Origin of the sequence: Colwellia sp. BRX8-7, assembly GCF_014077275.1 — a bacterium.
GTDB lineage: Bacteria > Pseudomonadota > Gammaproteobacteria > Enterobacterales > Alteromonadaceae > Colwellia_A.
Genome location: NZ_JACGVP010000002.1, coordinates 294,078 through 317,585 on the forward strand (window position 1 = coordinate 294,078; position 23,508 = coordinate 317,585).

Annotated in this window: 20 protein-coding genes; 4 read left to right on the forward strand and 16 right to left on the reverse strand. The window is 36.9% G+C overall.

The genetic code is table 11. The features are described 5' to 3' along the window. Window positions 1-302: 302 nt before the first annotated feature. The 10 genes from H4J57_RS03355 to H4J57_RS03400 all read right to left on the reverse strand — a co-directional run bounded on the left by H4J57_RS03355 (window position 303) and on the right by H4J57_RS03400 (window position 9,490). Window positions 303-1,223 (reverse strand): hypothetical protein, encoded by a 921-nt coding sequence (locus tag H4J57_RS03355; RefSeq protein ID WP_070376445.1) that lies wholly within the window; start codon window positions 1,221-1,223, stop codon window positions 303-305. Between the two features lie 63 nt (window positions 1,224-1,286). Further along, window positions 1,287-1,934 carry a hypothetical protein gene (locus H4J57_RS03360; RefSeq protein ID WP_070376444.1) on the reverse strand — a complete coding sequence of 216 codons (648 nt, stop codon included), beginning with the start codon at window positions 1,932-1,934 and terminating at the stop codon, window positions 1,287-1,289. Between the two features lie 87 nt (window positions 1,935-2,021). Beyond that, a complete protein-coding gene (locus H4J57_RS03365; protein WP_182241946.1) occupies window positions 2,022-2,486 on the reverse strand; it encodes a hypothetical protein in 465 nt (154 codons plus the stop codon). A gap of 21 nt (window positions 2,487-2,507) precedes the next feature. Beyond that, entirely contained in the window at window positions 2,508-2,780 is a 273-nt protein-coding gene (locus H4J57_RS03370) for a DnaJ domain-containing protein (RefSeq protein ID WP_070376442.1), read from the reverse strand. Window positions 2,781-2,984: 204 nt separating this feature from the next. Next, a complete protein-coding gene (locus H4J57_RS03375) occupies window positions 2,985-3,422 on the reverse strand; it encodes a group 1 truncated hemoglobin (protein ID WP_182241947.1) in 438 nt (145 codons plus the stop codon). Next, on the reverse strand, window positions 3,422-4,243 hold the full coding sequence (locus H4J57_RS03380) for a DUF3034 family protein (RefSeq protein WP_182216345.1): 822 nt from the start codon (window positions 4,241-4,243) through the stop codon (window positions 3,422-3,424). Before H4J57_RS03380 ends, H4J57_RS03375 begins: the two co-directional genes overlap by 1 nt. Further along, the gene (locus tag H4J57_RS03385; protein ID WP_182230621.1) at window positions 4,227-6,554 is read right to left on the reverse strand and encodes an EAL domain-containing protein; all 2,328 of its coding nucleotides are present in this window, start codon (window positions 6,552-6,554) and stop codon (window positions 4,227-4,229) included. The genes H4J57_RS03380 and H4J57_RS03385 overlap by 17 nt, the downstream gene beginning before the upstream one ends. Beyond that, window positions 6,544-7,203, reverse strand: coding sequence for a methylamine utilization protein (locus H4J57_RS03390; protein ID WP_182241948.1), 660 nt, complete (start codon window positions 7,201-7,203; stop codon window positions 6,544-6,546). The genes H4J57_RS03385 and H4J57_RS03390 overlap by 11 nt, the downstream gene beginning before the upstream one ends. A gap of 477 nt (window positions 7,204-7,680) precedes the next feature. Then, complete coding sequence (gene speE / locus H4J57_RS03395) at window positions 7,681-8,538, reverse strand: polyamine aminopropyltransferase (RefSeq protein ID WP_182222376.1); 858 nt, start codon at window positions 8,536-8,538, stop codon at window positions 7,681-7,683. Further along, window positions 8,528-9,490, reverse strand: a complete 963-nt coding sequence (locus tag H4J57_RS03400; protein WP_182222377.1) for an adenosylmethionine decarboxylase — start codon at window positions 9,488-9,490, stop codon at window positions 8,528-8,530. Before H4J57_RS03400 ends, speE begins: the two co-directional genes overlap by 11 nt. Window positions 9,491-9,703: 213 nt before the next feature. Here H4J57_RS03400 and speB point away from each other — a divergent pair, with 213 nt between their 5' ends. Continuing rightward, complete coding sequence (speB, locus tag H4J57_RS03405; protein WP_259366779.1) at window positions 9,704-10,645, forward strand: agmatinase; 942 nt, start codon at window positions 9,704-9,706, stop codon at window positions 10,643-10,645. A 68-nt stretch (window positions 10,646-10,713) separates the two neighbouring features. On the opposite strand, the gene nhaD is transcribed toward speB, so the two are convergent. The 5 genes from nhaD to H4J57_RS03430 form a co-directional block, all read right to left on the reverse strand. Continuing rightward, window positions 10,714-12,135, reverse strand: a complete 1,422-nt coding sequence (nhaD, locus tag H4J57_RS03410) for a sodium:proton antiporter NhaD (protein WP_310733699.1) — start codon at window positions 12,133-12,135, stop codon at window positions 10,714-10,716. A 787-nt stretch (window positions 12,136-12,922) separates the two neighbouring features. Continuing rightward, window positions 12,923-13,723 carry a hypothetical protein gene (locus H4J57_RS03415; RefSeq protein WP_182230627.1) on the reverse strand — a complete coding sequence of 267 codons (801 nt, stop codon included), beginning with the start codon at window positions 13,721-13,723 and terminating at the stop codon, window positions 12,923-12,925. Window positions 13,724-14,031: 308 nt separating this feature from the next. Further along, window positions 14,032-17,169 carry an efflux RND transporter permease subunit gene (locus H4J57_RS03420; RefSeq protein ID WP_182241949.1) on the reverse strand — a complete coding sequence of 1,046 codons (3,138 nt, stop codon included), beginning with the start codon at window positions 17,167-17,169 and terminating at the stop codon, window positions 14,032-14,034. A gap of 9 nt (window positions 17,170-17,178) precedes the next feature. Next, entirely contained in the window at window positions 17,179-18,591 is a 1,413-nt protein-coding gene (locus H4J57_RS03425) for an efflux RND transporter periplasmic adaptor subunit (protein ID WP_182241950.1), read from the reverse strand. A 244-nt stretch (window positions 18,592-18,835) separates the two neighbouring features. Beyond that, window positions 18,836-19,687: a DUF6279 family lipoprotein gene (locus H4J57_RS03430; RefSeq protein WP_182241951.1), complete on the reverse strand. Its 852-nt coding sequence runs from the start codon at window positions 19,685-19,687 to the stop codon at window positions 18,836-18,838. A gap of 419 nt (window positions 19,688-20,106) precedes the next feature. On the opposite strand from H4J57_RS03430, the gene H4J57_RS03435 reads away from it, so the two are divergent. Genes H4J57_RS03435 through H4J57_RS03445 form a run of 3 tightly spaced genes read left to right on the forward strand, consistent with a single transcriptional unit; the run spans window position 20,107 to window position 22,702 of the window. Then, a complete protein-coding gene (locus H4J57_RS03435; RefSeq protein ID WP_182241952.1) occupies window positions 20,107-20,970 on the forward strand; it encodes a PEP-CTERM sorting domain-containing protein in 864 nt (287 codons plus the stop codon). A gap of 33 nt (window positions 20,971-21,003) precedes the next feature. Next, window positions 21,004-21,711, forward strand: coding sequence for a phage tail protein (locus H4J57_RS03440; RefSeq protein WP_220465957.1), 708 nt, complete (start codon window positions 21,004-21,006; stop codon window positions 21,709-21,711). Between the two features lies 1 nt (window position 21,712). Then, window positions 21,713-22,702, forward strand: a complete 990-nt coding sequence (locus H4J57_RS03445) for a tetratricopeptide repeat protein (protein WP_182241953.1) — start codon at window positions 21,713-21,715, stop codon at window positions 22,700-22,702. Between the two features lie 187 nt (window positions 22,703-22,889). Here H4J57_RS03445 and H4J57_RS03450 read toward each other — a convergent pair whose 3' ends face one another. Then, a complete protein-coding gene (locus H4J57_RS03450) occupies window positions 22,890-23,432 on the reverse strand; it encodes a TetR/AcrR family transcriptional regulator (RefSeq protein WP_182241954.1) in 543 nt (180 codons plus the stop codon). Window positions 23,433-23,508: the final 76 nt, after the last annotated feature.

The following is a 23,508-nucleotide window of genomic DNA, read 5'->3' on the forward strand; positions in this document are numbered from 1 at the left end:
TTTATCCAAAAATAATAATATGATGAGTAAGGTAGCTTAAACCTAAACTTTACGTCAACCAATCTGTACAAGTAATTGCCTTAGATATATTTTATCAACACAGAAAGTAATATTTCAACCGACAGGTCTAAACTTAATAAAGGGAAGGTTTAATTGTATTAACAAAAACTAAAAAAAAGCGCTAATAATGAATAGCATTGAAAATTTTATCTGGAGTTGAGTTATCACAAAGAAATAACCGCACTAGTGCACGGTTATTTAACAAGTTATCGCTTACTTTTAAGTATTGGTTAATACTTTTATTATTGCCCTTCAGGTCTTAAATAAGCCAAATCATCTTCATCGTCAGCATGAAAGTCATAGCCACCGTCAAAGTCGCCATTGAGCTCATTAGCAACAGTGATAGGCAGTTCTAATATCTCCTGAATATAAATAGAGAGATTTTCCTGTTGATCAATAATGCCCTTAAGTTCAGTGAACGTTAATAACTTTATATCTTGCAGGTAACCTTTAGTTAAAACTGATAATTGTTCAGTAAAACTGGCAATACAAGTATCGACTTTAGTCAGTAGGGCCTGTTTATCTGTTTTGGTCAGGTAAGTATTCAACTGCTCGTACAAACTTGTAGTAAAAACTTTTTTATCACTATCAATAAGTAATAATGCAATGGCGGTGTTTAGAAATTTTTGTAATTCAAACAACAATACCTCTTCATCATCGTCAACAAGTAAACTGGTTGCACAATAATCTGTGGCAATGCTTTTATAAACTTGTAATAACTTGGCACTTTTATACCCTTCATTAACTAACGCTGTATGCATTACTCTGATATCAGTTGTATCATTGATGGCTAAAGCGTAACGGCGAATAGATATTTCTTCGAAGTATGAAGGGGATATTGTTTTTAATTGAGCATACTTTGCCCAGCCTGCCCGAAAGCAATAAACAACACCTTGGCTTTTTAAAATTTCTTTTGCCTTATCTGTGTCGTTATCACAAAGGTCTAACAAACCTAAATTACTCATTCCCAGAACAATTTCACAGCCTTTTTTAATTTGATCAGCATAAATTATTGATAGATTATCAGACGCTATTCTCAAAGACATATCAGATAACTGTTGCTTGGTTTTATGCATAAATTCAGGCGTAAAAAAACCTTCACTTTCGCCGTCTCTTAATACTAAAAGTAAAAACGGATAATTTCTTAACTCTGCAATGTTCATTGATGAATTCCAATCAATTAAAGCGGTTATTATAAGCTAAATAAATACGGTGGCAGTTTAGCGTTAAAGAGGCGCAAACATATCGTCGGTATCCATTTCTACAGCAGTCACTCTTTGTTTATTTGCATTTTGCTTTAATGCATTCTCTATATTATCGAGTGTGCCATTGGTACTAACCGTCATTACTTCACGATAAGCTTCTTCGCTTAAGGATTTTATTTTCATTAATAATTCTTCAATACTACCAGAGGTTTGTTCTTCATCTTCTTCAATTTCTGAAAAATCATGGCCGATGAATGGTAAAGACAAGTATAAAAGACCAAAGTCGTCTTCAACTATCGCCGTTAATACTTCTCGTTGTTTTTCTTCATCATCAGAAGAAAGAAATATTTGCGTTAACAAACTATGCGCTTCTGTTTGTGCACAAAAGACGTGGTCTTCATCAATATTTTGCCAGTAAGATGGTTCAACATTTAAGAGTTGTTTTATTGACTCAGCATCCATTAACCATGTGGCAATAGAGGGAATGGTGGCATCGTGCTCTCTGACAATTTTTGCTACCGTTAAAATATCCATCTCGGTTAACACTGCCAGCATTTTTTCGTCGCCGTGCTCAGAGGCAATAGCCTCTAATGAAGTGCCTGCACGTCTACCGCTGTGTTGTGCTTGTTCTATAATATCGCTAGCTAGAATTAATGCATTTTTTGTCAAGTTGATTCCTTAAAACTTATATTTATTTGTCGATTATTTCGGTTTTTAATGGTGAGTTAAACTTAATTATACTCTTATTGATTAAGCTTAGTAGTTCTCATCATAATCATTAGATTCATCGTCATCATCGACTTGAGCGTAATCATCTTCTTCGGCTTTTAAGGGCGTTGCATCATAACCATTATAGAAATGAATCAGCAAAACAGCTTTTTTCAAGTCGTTTTCAGCATGCGCCATTATTTCAGTAATACATGCTCGAGCATCAGCATGAACGCCGACAAAAGGCTTAACGTCAGCCCACTCTGGTTCATCGTTAAGCTCGATTGTCGATAAATTTTTACTATTGATTCTTACCTTAGTTGAGATAGCCATCGCCAACTGATCAACCATGCCATTAAATAATAAAGGCATTTGCTTTAATTGTTCAAACAAATTTGATAAATAATTTGATAATAGATCAGGATTTTCTGGATCCGATAATGAATTCATATTCTCTAAATACATAGAGAAATCATCCGTTAAATATTCTGGTAAGTTAGTTTGGGATTGCATACAAATCTCCTAGTAAAAAGGCTAATTCTGCGCTTGATTAAAAGCACTTTGCCAAAAAGAATCAGCAATTTCTCGCGGATCGGTTATTACCGTATAGTTACTTTTTAAATATAATGACCGTTTTTTTGGATCAGAAATAACATCATATGCTTTTTGAATAAGTTGAAACTTTTCTTTGGCTTCAACATTATCATTTCTATCTGGGTGATATTTATTGGCAAGTTTTCGATAAGCTTTTTTAATTTCGATGGTGGTTGACACCCTACTCACGCCTAACTGTTCAAAATAATCCATAAAATTTCAACTACCTTTAGCAAGACAACATAAAAATGACTGTTGACACAATTGGCGCAATTTTACCTTCGCTATTACATAATTAACATCATTATGTTTGCTTATTTTTCGTTTATATTAAGGTATAGAGGTAATCGATTAAAACTAAACGCAAATAATGTTGTTAGGGCTAACTTAAGCAACAGATAGAAACAGTTGCCGACTTTACATTTTTATTATCTCTGGTCTCAAAGCAGCTAATTTAACCAATATTTTATTTTGGGACTGATAAGAGATATCAACATCTTCCATCGCCTCTATTAACAACTCTACCACACGATTAAAATCAGCTTCATTGATATTCATGCCGGTATGAATATCAATCATGCTATCGCCATTATATTTACAGGGACCATTAACCACACCACACAGATGGTTGATAAAACCGTGCTTGAAATGTTTGACGCTCGACTTGGCAAAATAAGGCAGTATTGCTTTATCCTTGACAATTCTTTTTACAAAAGCATCAACAAGTTGTTCTATCCCTTGATGACCGCCAATATCTTGATAAAGTTCATCACTTGGTATTAAATTCTTACTACTACAGCCAAGGCAAAGTTGCAGGACTAGGACAATAAAAAAACCGTTAACATATTTAATCATTAGTAAGATCCCGACAAAGATAAATACCAACCCTTTTGATCGGCTAATGCAGCTATAGTGCCTAAATTAAGATAGGCGAGAGTAACGTTCAAATGTTTGTTTGGGAACCAAGCAACAAAAACATCTTGCCAGTCGTCTTCTCCAAGACCTAAATTGTCTGGTTTATGGCGATATTCAGTGCCAATCGCCAAGTGTTTATTCATTAATACGGCTACTGACATTTCGGTTTGTAATGCACCATTACCTTTTGGGCCACTAAAACCGAGTAACCCCATTTCATTTGCTTTTGTGTAACGAGCAGTGGCATTCCATAACACGTTATAGCCGGCCAACAAACCTAAATGAAGCTTGCTCGCTGCTAAATAAATATCGGTACCTGTGTCATCTTTCGCGCCTAATGAAAAAGCGACATCGGCAGTTGATAGTGATTTGTGCTGTATACCTACTGATAATTGTGGCCAAGTGCTATAAACCAAGTCACCGTACAAACGTACTTTAAGACCTAAAATTTTTTGAGATAAGGTTAATGATAATGGGTCGACCTGAAAATTTTGCTTAGCAAATGAAAACTCGACACGGTCATAAAAATTAATTTGCCCTCCGCAGCTATTTAATTGAAAGTCTTTCACGTTAGCCTGCGAACAAAAGGCAGAAAAGGCTATTTCGTCTTCCGTTGCATAACCCGCTAATTGCGCCCAAGGCACTAGACCACCGCCTCCTGAGCCCTCGACTTGAGAAACACCAGGGGTTGCTAATATTTTACCATTAGCGAAGCTAGTCAAAGGTAAAAGGAGTAATATAAGGCTAAAGAGGCGATTCATAAGTTTTATACCATTCTATAAATTTTTCAGCGCTAACAGGTCTTGATAAATAGTAACCTTGTGCATAGTCACACTGAAAGTCATTTAATAACATTAAGCTTTCTTTGTTTTCAACACCTTCAGCGACCACACTCAGCCCAAGTTTATGACCAAGAGAGATAGTTGAGGCAACAATATCTTGATCTTTCTGGCATTGTTCTAACTTTAAAATGAAGGTTTTGTCAATTTTCAGTTCATCGACGGGTAAACTTTTTAACTTAGCTAATGAAGATTGACCAATACCATAATCGTCGACTGAAATCAGAAAACCTAATGATTTTAGGTGAGATAAACGCGCAACGACTAATGCTTCGTTTTCGGCAATATCTCTCTCTGTTAATTCCAAAGTGATTTGCGATGTTGACACTTCGTGATTATTTACTGTGTTAAGTAAATAATCAACAAATTGCTCATTTTGAATATCTTGTGCGGATAAGTTAATCGCTACCTTAAAACGGTAGCCCATCTTATTCCATTGTTCAGTTTGTTGAATAACTTGTAGGATCACCCAGCGTGTTAAGGATACAATCAAACCGGCCTTTTCAGCTAAATCAATAAACAATTCTGGGTTTACAAAGTTACCTTCTTTATTTATCCAACGAATTAACGCTTCAAGTTTATCAATTTTACCGGTATTCATATTTAATTTTGGCTGATAATTCATGAAAAGTGGACTTACTTCACACTCAAGTGCCTCTTTTAACTCTTCTATTAAGCGCAACTTATAAAGGTAAGCCTCGTCTTCTCCATCTTGATAAAATCGCAATAAGACCTGGTCTTGATAAGCTGAAGCAACTGCCATGGTTGATCGCCTGATCAATCGCTCCGCATCGACACCATGCTCTATAGAGTTGGCGACACCAAAATAAAGTGATAAATTAATTTTAATGTCATCAAGCCAAAAAGGACGATTAAGTTCACTCTGCAGCAATTCGATAAAATGTTTTATTTCATTGGTTTTCTGTATAGGAACAGCCAATAAAAATTCATCTGAATTAGTGCGCGCAGCAATAATATCGTGCTCTAAGTTATGATTTGATTTTTCAATATAGACTAAAATACGGGCAGCAATTTCTTTTAAAATATTATCACCATTAGTCAATCCTATGGTGTCATTAAGTGCCTTAAAGGCTTTAATATTAAAAGTAATCACCACTAAGTGAATATCTTTATTAAAGTAGTCAGCTACTTTCGTTAATGTTTTATGACGGTTGTATAAGCCGGTTAATATATCGCGCTCTGCCTGATAAACAATTGACTGCTCACGATTCTCAATAGCCGCGCCCATCAATGAAAATCCTTGATAAAGTTCGCTAAATTCAACAGGCAAACGGTTGGCCAATTTAGGCACATTAAGTTCACCGCGGCCAATTTTTTTCGTAACTTCCATTAAAATATGTAACGGCGTAGATAAGCCTCGAGATAACAGGCGAGAAAAGGTGATAGCAATAACGATGACAATCACCGCTATTATCAACATAGAAAAAATCAGCCGATTAAAATCACTTTGAATTTGTGTTAAAGGCACAGACAAGGTTGCTTTTATATCTTTAGAACCACCGAAGTTGATGGTTTTGTGGAAGTAATCTGCTCGTGTTAGCAATAAGTTTGGCGACTGTTGTTTAGTGCCTTGTAACAATTGTTTTATAATGTCTTCACGTTCGATACTTGACTCAATCAGTTGATTGTTTTGCACTAATGTTAAGTCTAAAGCGATGAGGTCTTTCAATTTTAATAGTGCAACTTGGTCAAATTCAAAGCCAATCACGGTGTAAGCAATAACTCTTGGCGCCTTAACCGGGACAACAATAACTTGGTAAACTTTATTTTCGATACTTAGAATTTGAGCATGAACCTCCCTAAAAGGAAGTTTAGTAATATTTGCTTGAATTGTTTTTTCATCGAATGAGTGTAATGAACTGGTCGTCGATAACTTACCTTCTAAGTCTAGAATCAACATCAAATCAGCATTGATACGTTTACCGTGATTAAAGAGAACACTCTCCACGGTGTTTTTGTCGCGAGTCGCTACCGCTTGTTTAAAACCAAAGTCTGCGGCTAAAACACTGGCGGTAGTCGTTAACACTCGCTCTTGCGACCTTAATGTTTGGTCGAGTACGTTTTGAGCAAAATACATTTGGCGTTCGATTTGGTTTTCGGCATAATCAGCAAACCTAAACCAATTACTCCCCGTTAAAATAATTACGGTTAATAAAATTAAACTGGTTAATAGCCAAGTAATTTGTGCTTTAAAACTAAACCTAGTGTTCATGGAAAGCTAACTCTTCAAAACTGCCTCTTGCTTGAGGTGCATTTACGTTTATAGTGATAAAAATTTCATTGTTATCAATCATTTTTTGATCAACGGTTAACAGGGTATGTTTTGTTAAACCTACAGTGCTATTAGGATGCCAAATTTTTAACTGGGTATCTAACGCTAATGGTTGCGTTAACAAGACCTCTCCGTTGGTATCACTTAAGTAGGCATTATTTTCATCTGAAACATAAATATAGCCAACCATAGCATCATGGATATTGCAGCCCATGACGACAAGACCTTTATCTTCGAAACGAACCGGACTTTTCGGTTTACCTGAATACAATTTTAATTCAAATGTTTTAGCTAGCGAAAAAGAATAAACATGATGTCTAATATCATCTTTATTGGGAAAGCTAACCTGACTATTAACCGGCACAACTAAAACATGAGGGGAAAATTGTTTGTTTATTTGATCCATCACGTAGATACGATCATCGATTGATTGATTTATAACGGGTTGAGGTATGACATACTCAATAACAGCATCGGGCAGAGGGTCGTTATTTTGATCAACAATTTTTATAAGTGTTTGGCTAAAAGCAGTTTCAAGGAATACTACTGAACAGAAAGATATAACCATAAACAATCGAAACGTAAACATTATCATGATGACCTAAAATGATTTTTTTTCGGTTTTAAATCATACCTGTACATATGACAAGAGTCTAATTTTATTAAGGTAATAATCAATACATCCCCTGTTAACGGTGTAATAACTTATACTTAACGATAATAGTAATGTTAAAAGACTTAGCGCTTTACCTATTAAGCATCAGTAAAAATAATCGTTATCATCAGTTTAATGAGTCCCTGTAAAAATGAACAATATCCTTTGCACAAGTATAAATATAAGTAAAAGAGCATTAGGGGATCACTTGGGAAATAATCATAAGCTACAGTAAAATAAGGGAATCACTTGGGGAGTAATCATAAGCTATAGCAAAATAAGGGGATCACTTGGGGAGTAATCATAAGCTATAGCAAAATAAGCGAGTTACTTAGCTATAGCTTGTCTGGTGATTTTTACTTACACAGTTGCAACACAAACGTCTAAAGATTATTGGCCGTTTAAAATGACTTAATTATCAATTAAACCCAGCAAACCTTTTTTGACAAAGCTAGGTAAGGCGAAGGCAGCAGAGTGAAGCGGAGCATTATAATAATCAAAACTTAAGCCTGACTTTTCAACCCGTTCAGCGTTAAAATCCTTAATAGGATGGTATTGCTTAGACGCAAAAGTAAAACTCCATAAGCCGCCTGGATAAGTTAAATTACTAAAACTATACAAATAAGTTTTAGGAAAGACATTGTTTAATACTTTCAATAGCGATTGTTGAATATCCATAGCATACCAAGAAGACTCTCCCTGGGCAACAACGATACCGTCATCGGCTAAACAGTTAAAAACATCTTTATAAAATGCTTCGCCAAATAAAGGTTGAGCCGGTCCAATCGGATCAGTGCTGTCGACAATAATAACGTCAAACTTCTCAGTGGTTTCTTTAACAAATTGCACACCATCACCGATAATAAGATCTATGCGTTCATCATCGAGGGCTGAAGCGGTTTGTGGAATGTGCTCTTTACAGGCGTTGACAACCATCACGTCGATTTCAACCATAGTACATTTTTTTACCGATAGATGACGAATGACTTCTCTTGCCGTTCCACCATCACCACCACCAATCACTAAAACATTCTTAGGGTTAGGATGCACAAACAAGGGCACATGGCTTATCATATCGTGATAAGCAAATTCGTCTCGCTCGGTGACCATAATCAAACCGTCATTTAGTAACATTTTACCATGACCTTTAGTTTCAACAACATCAACGGTTTGAAATTCACTTTTCCCAGAGAAAAGTACTTTTTCTACTTTAAATTTAATCCCCAAAAAGTCTTCAAACTTTTCTTCTACCCATAAATTAGAGTGCATGGTTTTCTCCTGAAATATCAATCATAATTGGCTCAGCAAAGACTGTCTGTGGCAGAATATAGTTGGCAAAGTTTACTAAATAGCCATTATCAAGCTTTTTACAAACACGTGATTTACTCACATATTGTGTTGGAATTAACACCCTTAATTTTTGCTCAAAAGCTTGTTCATTAAAGCTCATTAAATCAAAAGATTTTGGTGCCAGTATCTCTAAAAGTTTTGGCGCAAGCAAAAGTAAATCTATATTCGATTCAAAGCTAATATAACTACTGTCCATTTGAGGCGTCACATGAATGGTTAAATATTGCTGTTCGTTAATCGCATTAAGTGAATAACCGTAAGGGGAAAAGACAAAGTCATCAATAATAAAGCCAGGTAGAATACTATCAATACACAAAAACTGACGAATTTCTTCAGCTGACAAATTAGCTTGTGTTAAATGTTTCGAAGCCTGCTCACTTATTTGATAGGCGAGTAACTCGTAGGTAATGTCATCAGTATCAGCAGTAAAGTCGTTATCTAAATGAAAAACGTAGTTGTGGTGACTGTCCATTTCACCAAAACGATAAGCCTTACCCGGTAAATATTGATTAATTAATTTGATATCATCACCAAAGCAGCTAGGCTGAGCGTTTGAAAAATATTCGTTCTTACGCTGATAAGTGAGCTGTTTAATCACTTTTGTGCCAAATTTTTGAATAAAAAACTCTACCGCTTTAACTAACTGCGTTTCACCACAGGTTAATATTAATATTCTATCTGACCAGACAAATAAACTCGACTCGGACAGTAAAAAAGCTTTGCAATACTCATTTTCAATCGAAGATAGTATTTGAGCTTGACTACGATTAACTAATGCCGACCAAAATTCGTCGTCAATATCGTTAAGTAAAGAAAGCTGCTTACCATCGATTAAGATTTCAGCTTTTTTTTCTGAACCCTCAAAAAACATAACAACTCCTCATTAAAAAAATAGTGCGTCATTTTACAAATTATTTCATTTTTATCAATAAAATAATGTAGCTAACATCTAAAAAATAAACAACAAGCTTGCCATCCAATAGCCCTACTTTTATTCACAACACTATATTTTATAAATAAAACTATACATTTAGCCTTTATTTTGGATAATTAAGAAAATATTGCCGTTAGGTATCACGACTCGATGAATATGGTTAAAGAAATTAATGTGGGTTTAATATCCCCGCCAACACCTTTTGAAGGAGCTAAAGATAAGCGAGGTATTTTTCAAAATACCAGCCACATCATCGGCTTTGAGTTTGATGGTACCGCATGCTTTAGAAAAGGCACTAAAGCTGGGCCTAACGCACTTCGAGCCGTTTCTGATGGTATTGAATCGTATTCTCCGTATTTAGACGCAGACCTTGAAGATATTTCATTTGTTGATCTAGGTAATTTACCGATTGATTTATCTATTAATGAACAAAGTTGTCAAGCTGATATAGAAAACGCCTATAGTAATGCTAATGATGCTTTTAACACCTTATTTGAAAATGTTGCTTTAAAAGAAAATAATATTCGCATTGTAACCTTAGGCGGCGAACATTCTATTTCTTACGCTCCAATAAAGAAGTATTTGAGCGAATACCCTGACTTGGTCATATTGCATCTCGACGCACATGCTGATTTACGCGATGGTTACTTAGGATATCATTATTCCCATGCCGCTATTATTCGCCGTATTACCGATCATTTTGGTAAAGATAATAAGCTAATACAATACGGCATTCGCTCAGGTACTCGTGAAGAATATCAATGGATGAAAGCACATCAAACACTCAAAAAAAGCAGAGCTGAATTTCTTGCCAGTGTTGAGGCGATTGCACAAGATACTCCTGTTTATTTAACCTTAGATTTAGATTATTTTGATCCAAGCTTTTTTCCAGGTACCGGAACACCTGAGCCAGGTGGAGAAGATTTTCATTCATTGATTAGCTTATGCAAAATATTGCGATCTAAATATTTTGTTGGCTGCGATGTAGTCGAGTTAGCGCCTAAAATTGACAGTACAGGAAATAGTGATGTTTTTGCGGCGAAAGTCGTGCGGGAATTATTACTTTGTTTAGCGGGGCCAAGCACGGCCTAATAGTCGATGAATATCCTAAGAGAACACCTTTAATATAAAGCAGTTACATTAAAGGTGTTCCAGATTACTTAGCCATTAATTAAAAAATGAACATAGATACTGGCGCTATAGCCTAAAGCGATAGCCCAACTCCATTTAAGGTGGCCAACAAACGAGTATTTGCCTTTCGTTTGCCCCATTAAAGCAACACCCGCCGCAGAGCCAACCGACAGTAAACTTCCCCCTACCCCAGCGGTCATTGTAACTAATAACCATTGCTGTAAATCCATCACGGGGTTCATACTTAAGACAGCAAAAACAACAGGGATATTATCAATAATGGCTGAAAGTACGCCGACAGCAATATTGGCATAGGTCGGATCCCAGTTGGTATATAATAAGTCTGATACTAAACTTAAATAGCCCATAAAACCGAGGCCACCAACACACATAACAACCCCATAAAAAAACAGTAAGGTATCCCACTCTGCGCGTGCTATTTTTTCAAAAATATCAAAAGGAACGATATTACCTAACCTTTTCAGGGCTTTTTCATCATGACGGATAGTTGCTAAGGTACGTTTTTTATCTAATGAACGAGGAAGGCTTCTTCTTAAATAAAACCCTAAAAACTTGAGGTAACCTAAGCCCATCATCATTCCTAACACGGGTGGCATGTTAACAACACTATGGGTGGCAACTGACGTAGCTATGGTGAGTATAAATAAGAAAATAATTCGCTTCGCGCCACGTTTTAGCATGAAGTCTTCATCGGTTATAGGTGTTGATCTTTCATTAGAGATAAAAAAGCTCATAATAATAGCAGGGACTAAAAAGTTGACCAGGGAAGGTATAAATAGTACGAAAAATTGCTCAAACTTAACTAAGCCTGCCTGCCATATCATTAAAGTGGTTATATCCCCAAATGGACTAAACACCCCGCCAGCATTAGAGGCTACCACTATATTGATACAGGCAATGTTAATAAACTTAAGGTCCTTAGGAGCCACTTTAAGGACAATGGCACACATCAACATTGCCGTCGTTAGATTATTAGCAAATGAAGAAATAGCGAATGCCATCATGCCTGTTACCCAAAACAAACTGCGTAAACTTAACCCTTTAGAAATCATCCAAACCCGTAAGCTATCGAACACCCCTCGCTCTTCCATCGCATTTATATAAGTCATCGCGACTAATAAAAATAATAATAACTGAGCATATTCTAATAAATTATGATTAAAAGCTTCTTCTGCCGCTTTAGGAATGCCGTGTTGGGTGTAAATCCAACCAATAATCAGCCAAATGACACCAGCCGCGACCAATACCGGTTTTGACTTTCTCAGATGAAGAAACTCTTCACTAATAACCAGTAGGTAAGCGATAATAAAAATCGTTAATGCAGTAAATCCTGCAATAGTGTTAGTGAGATCAATTTCACCGGCTCCAGCGGCAAAAGCAGGTGTTGCAAAGAGGAGCAGCAATACAGTCGTTATTAATTTTTTCACGATATTTCTCTGAGTTAATTTAAAATTTGTCAAAAAACGTTTTATCTCAGCGAGCAGCGCTGCATTAGATATTTCTTTGACAGAGTAGGCAAAGATAATACAAGGCAACGGTCACCATCAAAAAAAGCCTGTGGCTAACGCTTTTAAAGGCTGAAAATTAAAAACAGCCATAATATAAGTATGTTGGGGTTTTATCTGCATGTCTTGCTTACATAAAATAAATATGGGTAAATATCATCAATATATAAGCGTAATTTATCGGTTAATATTTCACACGACAGCCAACAAAACGACAATTATATTCCAATTAAAAGACAATACAATTCTAATTAAATGATAATGAAAATAACATGTCGCTATACAAACATTAAAGGTGGTAAAAACAACAGTCAGACTTACGGTATTCATTGATCATAAAAAGGCGAACTTTGAAAAACTGGCTGCATTAGATGGTGTTAATGCGTCTTAGAAAGCTCGACAAATGATCGGGGAATATATTGAGGAAAAATCAAGAGGAAGTTTGCAAGACGATGTTTTTAAATAAAAAAACTTTAATAGCTTGGTCGTTATCGACTTTTATAGTCTTTATTGTCCCTATAAAGCGCTTAGCTAGGTAGGCTAGTATCGACAGGACTAGTATCTATATTTTCGAGCAAATATAAGGTGAGGTTGTAGCCGAAACCTTAGGTATTTTGTCCTTTTAAAGGGGAATATCTAATAGCTATTCATTATTAAATGACCAAAAATAGCTATTAAATTTTATTATCCCTAGCTTAAATAAACGTTAACATTATTCAGTTTTATAATCTTGAAGGGTCATAACCGCATCATGCAGGCTATCTTGGTTTACTTGGATAATACCGCGCTTAGGTCTGTCTAAATCAATGATAATAAAGACCACCAAGATGATTAAGGTGAATAATAATATCGTGGGAAATGCGGGACGCTTCTTCCCTAACCCGCTATTGTAACCAAGCATGCCGCCAACAGTAACAAAAACACTAAACAACAAAAACAATACTGGTTCGGGCACATGGAGTCTAAGCATAGCCGATCGTTTGTTTTCAATTTGAATCATGCTAGACAATGACTGATAAAAGCCATTTGCAATTAACAGTGATCTTGGACTTTCTAATTCTTGTTGTGCTAATTCAATCAGTTTCGCTTGTGATTTACTGACCTTTTTGTTTACAGCCATACGTTGTTCTGCATTGCTCAAATCTATTTGGCTCAGTGAAATACGTAGTGCTAGATAAGACTCTAATTCATCAAAAACGTCATCTTTTACTTTACCACTCAATAGTTTTGCTTGCATGGCTACTCTTGAAATAGCACCCGCTTCTTCAATAACCGCGCTACTTCGTCCATCGTACCGTTGCAGCGACATATTAAACGTGAAACCCAGCAACAAAGCCAATAAACCAAGAATACCGGCTTGAATAGCCGTCGATTGACTTTTCATCTCGGTGTTTTCTGCGTCTTTATTACGTAAACCGAAGCTGTAGCCTATTTGGTTAATAATTAACATCAAAATAAAAAGGGTAATAATAATGATAATGCTATTTTTGTCGTACATTAGTTCTTGGCTCACTAATTAAATCTCTACATTTGAATAAATTCGTGGGCAAAGAGTGGGTTGAGGGGGGGGATTGGTCAAGAAATATTTTAATAAATATCAGTATTTCAGCTAACCTTGATGAAATATTGTAGCCAAAGCGTTATTTTAAGTAAACAGTTTACTCTACTGAGCATATTTTTAATAAAATTTGAAAAAATCAGCACTGCAGATAATAGTGAAGTTAAATTTTTATGATAAATAAAAAAATTGCCAACCTAATGAAAGGTTGGCAATTTTTTAGTGTTATTGCAACAACATAGTTAAGCGTTTAACGGCTGTCGTTATGACGACTTTCCTTTATCAACGCCTTTGCGTATTAACCAACGCATGTCATTTTTATAACGAGCGCAATAGCGTTTGATATCTTCCATAATCAAATAATTTATCGGCACTAAAAACAATGTAATGATTGTCGCAAATAAAATACCAAATCCCAGACTTACTGCCATCGGAATTAAGAACTGTGCTTGAGTACTCTTTTCAAATAAAAGTGGCATTAAACCAGCAAACGTTGTTAATGATGTCAGTAAAACCGGCCTAAAGCGACGACCACCTGCCGCATAAACAGCCTCAAAAACAGCACTCCCCTCAGCACGCTTTTTGTTAATATAGTCGACCAGGACCAGTGAATCGTTAACCACCACACCCGATAACGCTAAGACCCCCATCAGACTCAATAAGGTTAAATCCATGCCCATTATCCAGTGACCTATAACCGCACCGACAATGCCAAAAGGAATAACCATCATCACCACTAAAGGCTGAGAATAACTTTTAAACGGAATAGCAAGTAGGATATAAATCACCAATAACAAGCCAAACATACCAAATTTCAGTTCTTGAGAAGACTCTTTTTGATCTCTAGCTTCACCAGCCATTTCATAATTCATGCCTGGATACGTACTTATCGATTGTTGTAAAAATTCTTCTAACTCTTCCTGTACCGCAGACAAATTACCTTGTTCTTTGTTAAAGTCAGCCGTAATAGAAAGTGTTCGCTGTCGATCAATACGTAAAATACTCGAAGGACTTAATCCAGGCACGATATCAGCAATCTGCCATAGCGGAACTTCTTGACCGGCTTCGACTCTTATCATCATCTGCTCTAACGTCTCAATCGACTGTCGAGCAGCAATAGGATAGCGCACCATAACTCGCACTTCTTCACGCCCACGTTGAATACGCTGAACTTCAAAACCGTAGACTGCTTGACGAACTTGTCTTGCAACCATATTTAAATTAAGTCCAAGTAACGTTGCTTCGGGCTTAAGTTTTAATTGTAGTTCTTCTTTGCCATCAGACATTGAGTCTTCAACATCTGAAACTGCTGAGTACTGCGTTAATTTACTTTTGAATTTATCGCCTAGCTCAGCTAAATCATTAGCATTCTTGCCACGCAATTCGATATTAATAGCGGGTCTATTCCAACCAATCTCAGCTCGATAATTTAATTGCTCAGCGCCAGCGACTTGTCCAACCATTTTACGCCATTCTGCAACTATCTGTTGCGTGCCAATATCTGTGCTGCGGTCTTCTGGAGGGATTGTTTCGACACGAACACGTCCCGTACTTGAATTACGTCCACCACTAATAGAATAAATATTCTTAATAATAGACTCACCAGATTCGGGATCAATATATTTATCTTGTAATAACTTTGCTTGCGTAGTCATATGTTGAACAATACGATCGGTACTTTCAAAGGCGGTACCTGTTGGCATTGTTAGTGTTGCTGTTGCTACTTCACTTTGCACACGAGGGAAAAATACAAATTTTGTTTGTCCGCTTGAAAGCGCACCAATAACTATAAAAAGTGACGACAACATAATTGCCAGCGTCGCGTAACGCCAGCGCAGCGCTAATGCTAATGTTGGTTGATAAAATTTAGCAATAAACGTCTCTAAAGAGGTCGATATTGCCATTTGAATACGTGTTAGCCGCGATGGCGCGCCTGTTCGCGGTTTAATATGTTTAAGATGCGCGGGTAATACCAATTTAGACTCGATCAATGAAAAGAGTAAAACCGGCACAATAACGTAAGGAATACTCTGGTACCAACTGCCTCGTCCTTCAAGTAAAGCCAGGGGTATAAAGGCCGCAACAGTCGTTAAAATACCAAAGGTAACCGGTACGGCAACTTCTTGAGTACCTCTAATGGCAGCGGTTAGGGGATCAGTACCACGTTGCATATGTTCGTAAACATTTTCCCCCGTAACAATCGCATCATCGACAACAATACCTAGCACCAAAATAAAAGCAAATAGGCTCATTAAATTCAAAGATATACCAAAAAATGGCATCAATATAAATGCGCCCATAAATGACATTGGAATGCCAAGACACACCCAAAATGCAACGGCGGGTCGTAAAAATAAAGCTAATAGGAGAATAACTAATAGCGCACCTTGCCAAGCGCTTGTAGTAAGCGTAGCTAAACGTGCTTTTATCGACTTACTGCGATCGCGCCAGTAAGTCATCGTTAACCCTACCGGTAATGCTTGTTGTTTACCTGCGATATAATTTTTAACGGCATCGGTTACTTCGATAATACTTTGATCACCAACGCGAAAGACCTCTACCTCTATTGCGGGTATACCGTTAAATCTTGTTCTCAAGGGGGTTTCTTCAAATTCATCACGTAAAACAGCAATATCACCTAAACGGATTAATGTACCATCTTTATCAGTTAATATCGGTAGCTGGCTAAAGTCACTTGCTTTATAAGCTTGACCAATGCTGCGGATAAATATATCTCCGCCTTCAGTTTTCAAATTACCGGCGGATACATCTGTAGAGTTACGTCGTAAAGCGTCGGCAACCTGCTCTAAGGTAATATCATATTTTCTTAATGACCATTCAGGTATTTCAATCGATATTTCAAAACGCAGAGAGTTATCAACACTGACTTGAGTAACCCCAGGCAACGAAGCTATTTCATCTCGAACATCTTCAGCAAAGCGGCGTAATGTTAAGCTGTCATAATCGCCATACATCACCACACCAATGGCGTCACGCATACGCTTAGGCATTGTCACCAAAGGACGTTCAGCTTCAACAGGAAAATTATTAATCGCATCTACGCGAACTTTCATTTCGTCGAGTACTTCTCTAACGTCGAAACCATCTTCTACTTCAACAGTCACGGTTGAACTGCCTTCATTAGAGCGCGAAGTCATTTCACGAATGCCTTCGATATCTTGAATCGCTTCCTCCACTCTTATGGTTAAACCTTCTTCAACCTCTTGTGGTGAAGCGCCAGGTAAAACAGCACTAACTTGTACAGTATTTATTTCAAATTCAGGAAATAAATCTACAGGGATTTTGTTAGACAAACTATAAAGTCCAACGGCAACGATGACCACCATAAGAAGATTAGCAGCGACGTCATTACGAGCAAACCAAGCGATTAAACCATGCATAATGAGTTCCTAGTCCGTAGTCGAAGTGGATGAATTACTTGGGGATTTTTTTAAAGCCGGTAAACCTTCTTGCTTTTCACTATCACTGTCTTGTATCTCTTGATTTCTTGCAGGTATTGTCATTTTCTTTTTAGCTAATTCTTCATTGGTTGTCGAATTAATGTCATTCAGTGATTTAACTCGGGTACCCGCGGCTAAATTGGCCGTTGGCGTTAAAATAAGCTTATCGGTAGAATCAATAGCGCCAGCATAATTATAAATGTCGCCAGTAAGTGAAGAAGCCGAAATAACGACAGACTCAACATCTGTCCATAAAGGTTCAATAGCACGTTTTTGCAATAAACCATCTTCTGCAACCGCAATCATATTATTCTGACTTACGGCTCTTCTTGGAATAGCATAGACATTCTTCAATTGTGTGCCTTCAATCTTTGCTCTTAAAAACTGCCCAACACGTAATGCGGGGAGTTGTGGAGAGCTAACAAAAGGATTATCGAGCTTGGCAACAACGTAAAGCATACGAGTAGATGAATCAAAAGCTCCTTCGCTACGTACTAATTTACCTTTCCACGTATAAGTTTTACCACCTAACTCACCTTCAAAAAGAACAACAGATTGATGTTCCTTGTTGTCTGTAGGCTCGTTGCCTGGTGCATTGTATTCATCGGGTAAGTAGATGTGCGCTAGGTCTTGGGCTTTTACCGGTAATCTTACTTCAATATAATCAGTGGAATATATCTCAGCAATAGTTTGAGAAGGATTAACAACTTGCCCTAAATCAACCATTTGCTTCAAAATTTTTCCGTCAAAGGGGGCTTTAACTTGAGTTCTCTCAAGGTTGAGTTTGGCTTTCGCCAATTGCGCTTTAGATGCGTCATAAGAAGCGAGTGCAGCCGCAACTTGTGGAATGCGAAGTGCTAAATCGCGACCCGCTTTACTACCGGGTCTAACATTCCAGTCGCGCTCAGCGACATCTGCTTGAGCCAACTCTTCTTTGTATTTTACCCAAGCATTAGCGACCGTTGATTTTGCAACATCAACTTCTATCTGATAATCACGAGGGTCGATCGCCAGTAAAACATCACCCGCTTTAAATGATGCTCCTGCACGAATATTATTAGCGACCTCAATAACACGCCCACTGACATCTGAAACTAATTGCGTTCTAGTTAAAGGCTCAGCTGAGCCGTAAGATTCAATCCAAACAGGGTAATCCGTAGCCGTTAGTTGTACTGTTTCAACACCAACAGAAGCCGGCGGTCCTCCTCCCCATTTACGTGGAGTAGGTTTACTAGCAAACATCGCTGCAATAATTGCAAAAGCAATAGCAAAAATCACGATGGTTACAATCAAATGTATTCCCCAAACAACAGGTTTTTGGGTCACTTCCACCGGTTTTTGTGGTGAATTAATATCGTTCATTTAGCACTCTCTTAAATTATTTTTGCTGGTGTCTGCACGTTAATCGCACTTACTACCGGTGATATGTATAAATTAATATATGTTATACGATAAAACTAAGATTAAGTTTACTTTTCATGTGAAAAAATAGTTTTATTTTCAGGCGGGTACAACCAAGAAGAGATCATTAAAATTAAACACGAGGGAAAATAACAACGTCAACGCAAAGTTGTCTTATATAAGTGCTTTAAAATAAGATTTGGTGCTAAGTGTTTATAGCCAGTTCTTTTAAGTCCTCAATTAAATCATCAAGTTTATTATTAAATCGATTCAATTGTTTATCTGTTAAGCTGTTCATCATAATATGAAATATTTTTACAGAGGTATCACTATTATTTTTAGATAATGTTTTGTGTTGCTCTGACTTTAATGACTCTGGTTCAGAAATAAGTTCAGTAAACATCACTTCATATTCTTGTCTATCTAATCCCATGGCTAATACTTGTTTTAAACCTGAGTGCCATTTTATTCGATAATCCATTCTATGATTAAATGTCGGTGATAGACTTTTGGTCAGTTGACATACCTTAATTTTTTGATTTTCAGTTAACTTCCCCAACCATTTTTTGAACTGGTCTTGTCGTTCTATACATGTTTCGTTAAGCCATTGCTCTTGAGATAACTCATCATAGTCGTCGAGACGTTCTTCATTATTATTGGCAATTTCATCGACAACTTGTTTTCTTTGGCGACTACTCAGGGTATGAACTAACGATATCAGTGCCGGTTTTGCTTGCTCTCGCACTGCAAGCCAATGCTGTTTGATGATGACTAACTGATCGTCGACTTCTTCTACGGTAATACCGCGATTTACTTGGTCTTTTAGCGTGATAAGTTGCCGACTATATTCACTGAGTTGTGTTCGTCGGTGCCATGTATGCAGCTCATTAAATGTCGTATCAAATGTTTTTTGCTGTTCTTGGCTTAAGGTAACGTAATCATCAAGATACCAATTGCTCCACCAGTCTAAGTGGTTATAAATAAAACTAAAACTGCAGGCTGATAGCAAAAATGAACTAAAAATCACCAAAAAACCATTTTTAATTATTAGTGGCATACATAAATCCCATTTTTTATTTATAATTGAAAAACTATTAATGTTCACTACTGTTATTCCTGAGTGTTTTTAGCCCATTCAATATTGAGTTGTTAGACTAAACACCTGATCAAACAATAAAATAAAGCGATACTTTCTAATTCAGTAAGATACTTTCTAATTCAGTAAAAAGTAAGCATACAACATTGATTAAATTAAACTAAATACGTATGAAATTCACATAAGGTTCAGAAGATACTTATTTTATTGGCTAATATTTTTATAGAACGATTTTAAAACAATAAATATGTCAGTATTTTTTACATTTTATCTTTTTGTCATTTTGCTACACATTACAAACTGTTGTTTTTATAATCAATTAGTAAAAGGGTTTAAACCTTGCATATGACTCATCAACCACTTTAAAAAGGATTACACGGATGCGTAAAGTTCTCAGGTTTTGTTCTATTCTATGTGCTTTTAGTTTAATTGCACCAACAGTTACTGCGGGGTTAATTCCGCTAGATATCTCTATTACCGGTAACGCTGAACTCGATACTCTTAATTCAGCTTCTCCCACAGGTAACGCCAGTCAAAGTGCCAATATGTCACTTGTTATTGGTGGCGGCACGACACTTACCTCTATTGCTAATCTCACGCCAACAGGTGCAAACCCTTTAGCAGGGACATTGACTGATTTTGGAGATGGCGTTGGTGTTAGTGCTATTGGGTCTTCTACTGCGGGTGCAATAAGTGAAGTTCCTGATTTTTTCTTTGATATCGATTTTTCATTACTCAATAGCTCGGCAACAGATACCTATCAAATATTTTTTGAATTAGCCTATTCAGTCTCTGCCCATGCACAAGGTAATGGTACTTTTATTGATAACGGCTCTGATGCTTTTGTTAATGCAGAAGTTAATCTCTTTGATGACTTAGCCGAGGAAATATTCGCTTCTGATTTAACCTCCGATCGTCGTTTTGGTGATGAAATAGGTGATGTACTAAGTAGCACATTTCCCGGCACCAATGGAGCTTCGTTATCAGATAGTGGTACATTTCTTTTTGATATTACGTTGGCGGCAGGAGCTTCAAATAACTTCTCAGCGTTGGTAAGAATGGATGGAGGGGCATTTAGCAATGATGCTTTTTTTAATGGGCGCAGTAGCGCGTTTATCAGTATTTTATCTGCTGATAATTTAACTGCGGTACAACCACCGTCACAAGTGCCAGAGCCTAGCACATTTATACTGTTTTTTATGGCGATGGCACTATTACAAGTAAAGCGAAAAATAAATAATTAATTAATGGTTTTTTACAAATTAAGGATAATAGAAATGAACATTGTAAAAGTAATAAAATTAAGCTGCATTTTAGGATTTAGTATCACGGCTATCACGATGCCGATGAAAGCATTGGCCTGCTCTTCTCAACCATATTTGGGTGGAATGTGCGCTTTTGGTGGTAATTTTACTATTCGAAGTTGGGCAAAAGCTGAAGGGCAATTACTGGCTATTTCAAGTAATACCGCGTTATTTTCCATTCTTGGCACAACCTTTGGGGGCGATGGTCGTTCAACTTTTGGCTTACCCGATTTACGTGGCCGCTCTCCTATTGGTCAGGGACAAGGACCCGGACTTGGTAATTACCGTTTAGGACAAAGAGGTGGGTCAGAAACTCATGTCTTGAATATTTTACAAATGCCGGCTCATAATCATACCGCAACAACCACAACGAGCAATGTTGTCGATACCAGTGCTACCACAATAGCATTACGTGCATTAGCATCAAGTAGTACAACTAATTCACCGACGGATGCGGTTTTATCAAATAGTCCGAATAGGGAAAATATATATAGTAATGGTGCTCCTAATGTCGATATGAGAGCTGATGCGATTGCATTAAGTTTAGGTGTTGAGGTAAGTTCAACATCTGATACCGTGGTTAATAATAATGGGAGTAGTCAAGCCTTTAATATTCGCGGCCCTTACCTTTCGCTCACTTGGTTAATTGCCTTACAAGGTATTTTCCCGTCGCGTAATTAATATGACTAAATCATCTAAAGGTCAAATAATTCAAGGTCGATTAACTACCGGCCTTGTTATTTTTATTCTACTAATACTCTTCAAACCACCTGTTTTTGCCAACAATGTTGATGATTGGGCAGGCCCATTAAGTAATGCCCAAGCATTACTGGCAAAGCAGCAATATAAAGCCGCATTAATAGCCTTTAAAGAACAAGCCAATTTAGAAAATGGTCTTGCGCAATTTACTGTCGCGTTATTTTACGATCTAGGCTGGGGGATCACCCCCAACCGTTCAACCGCCTGTCAATGGTATCAAAAAGCAGCAAAAAATAATATGCCAGGCGCTATGCAATCATTGGGGCAATGCTTTTTTGAAGGACAAGGAGTTAAGCAAAACAAAAAATTGGCTTACCATTGGTTTATAAAAGCGTTTGAACAAGGAATACCGTCAGGAGCATGCCAGGCTGGCGAATTATTACTTTCTGGTGATGGCTTTAAAGTTGATTTAATGGCTGGGCAACGGCTTTGCCTTGAGGCCGCTCAGCAAGGCTCGATTAGTGCACAAAACAAGCTTGCTCAGTGGTATTTTTATGGTCAATATTTCCCGCAAGATTATCAACAAGCTTTTAACTGGCTACAGCATGTTGCGAGTGAAAAATCGCCCAGTTCAGCTTATCTGTTAGCACAATTTTATGATAAAGGAATTGGCATGAATGTTGACGAGAAAGAGGCTTTGCACTGGTATGAAATCGCGGCATTAGGAAAATACAAAAAAGCTTATATGCCAACCGCTTTATTGTATTGGCAAGTGTTTACCAAAGCACAAATCAATAAAGATAAGCTTTTAGCAAAAAGCTATTTATGGGCAACAATATTGTCACACTCATCAGAGCAATTAGAAGATAAGGCAGTGGCTAAGCAATTATTAGTGCGAATTATGGAGAAAATGCCAGAAACGTGGCAAGAAAGTTTAGATGAAAAGAGTGTTAATCATTTGGCAGTCCCTTAGCCGTTGTTACCACGATAAAAAGAGTGTTGTAAAAATGCCTCTATATTTAATGGCATTTTTTATATTTTTAAGAACCTCCTTAACTATGATCTACTACCTAGCCTCACTATTTTTCTGCACTTTGAAGTAAAGAAATGATCAGCTAAATATGATGAGTGGCAAGTAACACTATCATCAATAGACTCGATTAAATGTCCTCATTGATATAATCATTAAGGCTGTCAAAAGCCGATGTATCGTCTAACACTTTTGCTAAAATCATCATCCCTTCTAAAGTAGCTAATAACTGAATAGCTTTAGTTTTGGCAATGTCTACTGCTAAACCTTTTTCGTCTATATACACGGCTTGTAACCAGTTTATATTTAATTCAAAAAAGCGTTTTATTTCTATGTTGACTTGCTCTGGCAGTGCATCAGACTGTGCGCCTAATAATCCACATAAACACATTTGATTGTCTTTTTCTAATGCCGTTTTAAAAGCATTAATATAGAGATTAATCGCGCTACGGCCCTTTAACTTTGCTTTCTCAGCATTTAATAACGCTAAAAAATCATCTACGTACTGGTGTGCTAGTGCGGCACCTAAATCAGCTTTTGTACGAAAATAGTAATGAACACTTGAGCTTTTAATGCCAATTTCATCAGCCAGTTCCCTAAAGCTAAAATTACCATAGCCACCAGATCTTACTTTATTTTCAGCTAATTTGAGTATTTGAGATTTTTTATTCATAAATAAATGCTATTTGAAGGTGAAGTAAATGATGAAATTATTAAATAAATTTAATAATTTCATCCATTATCAATGA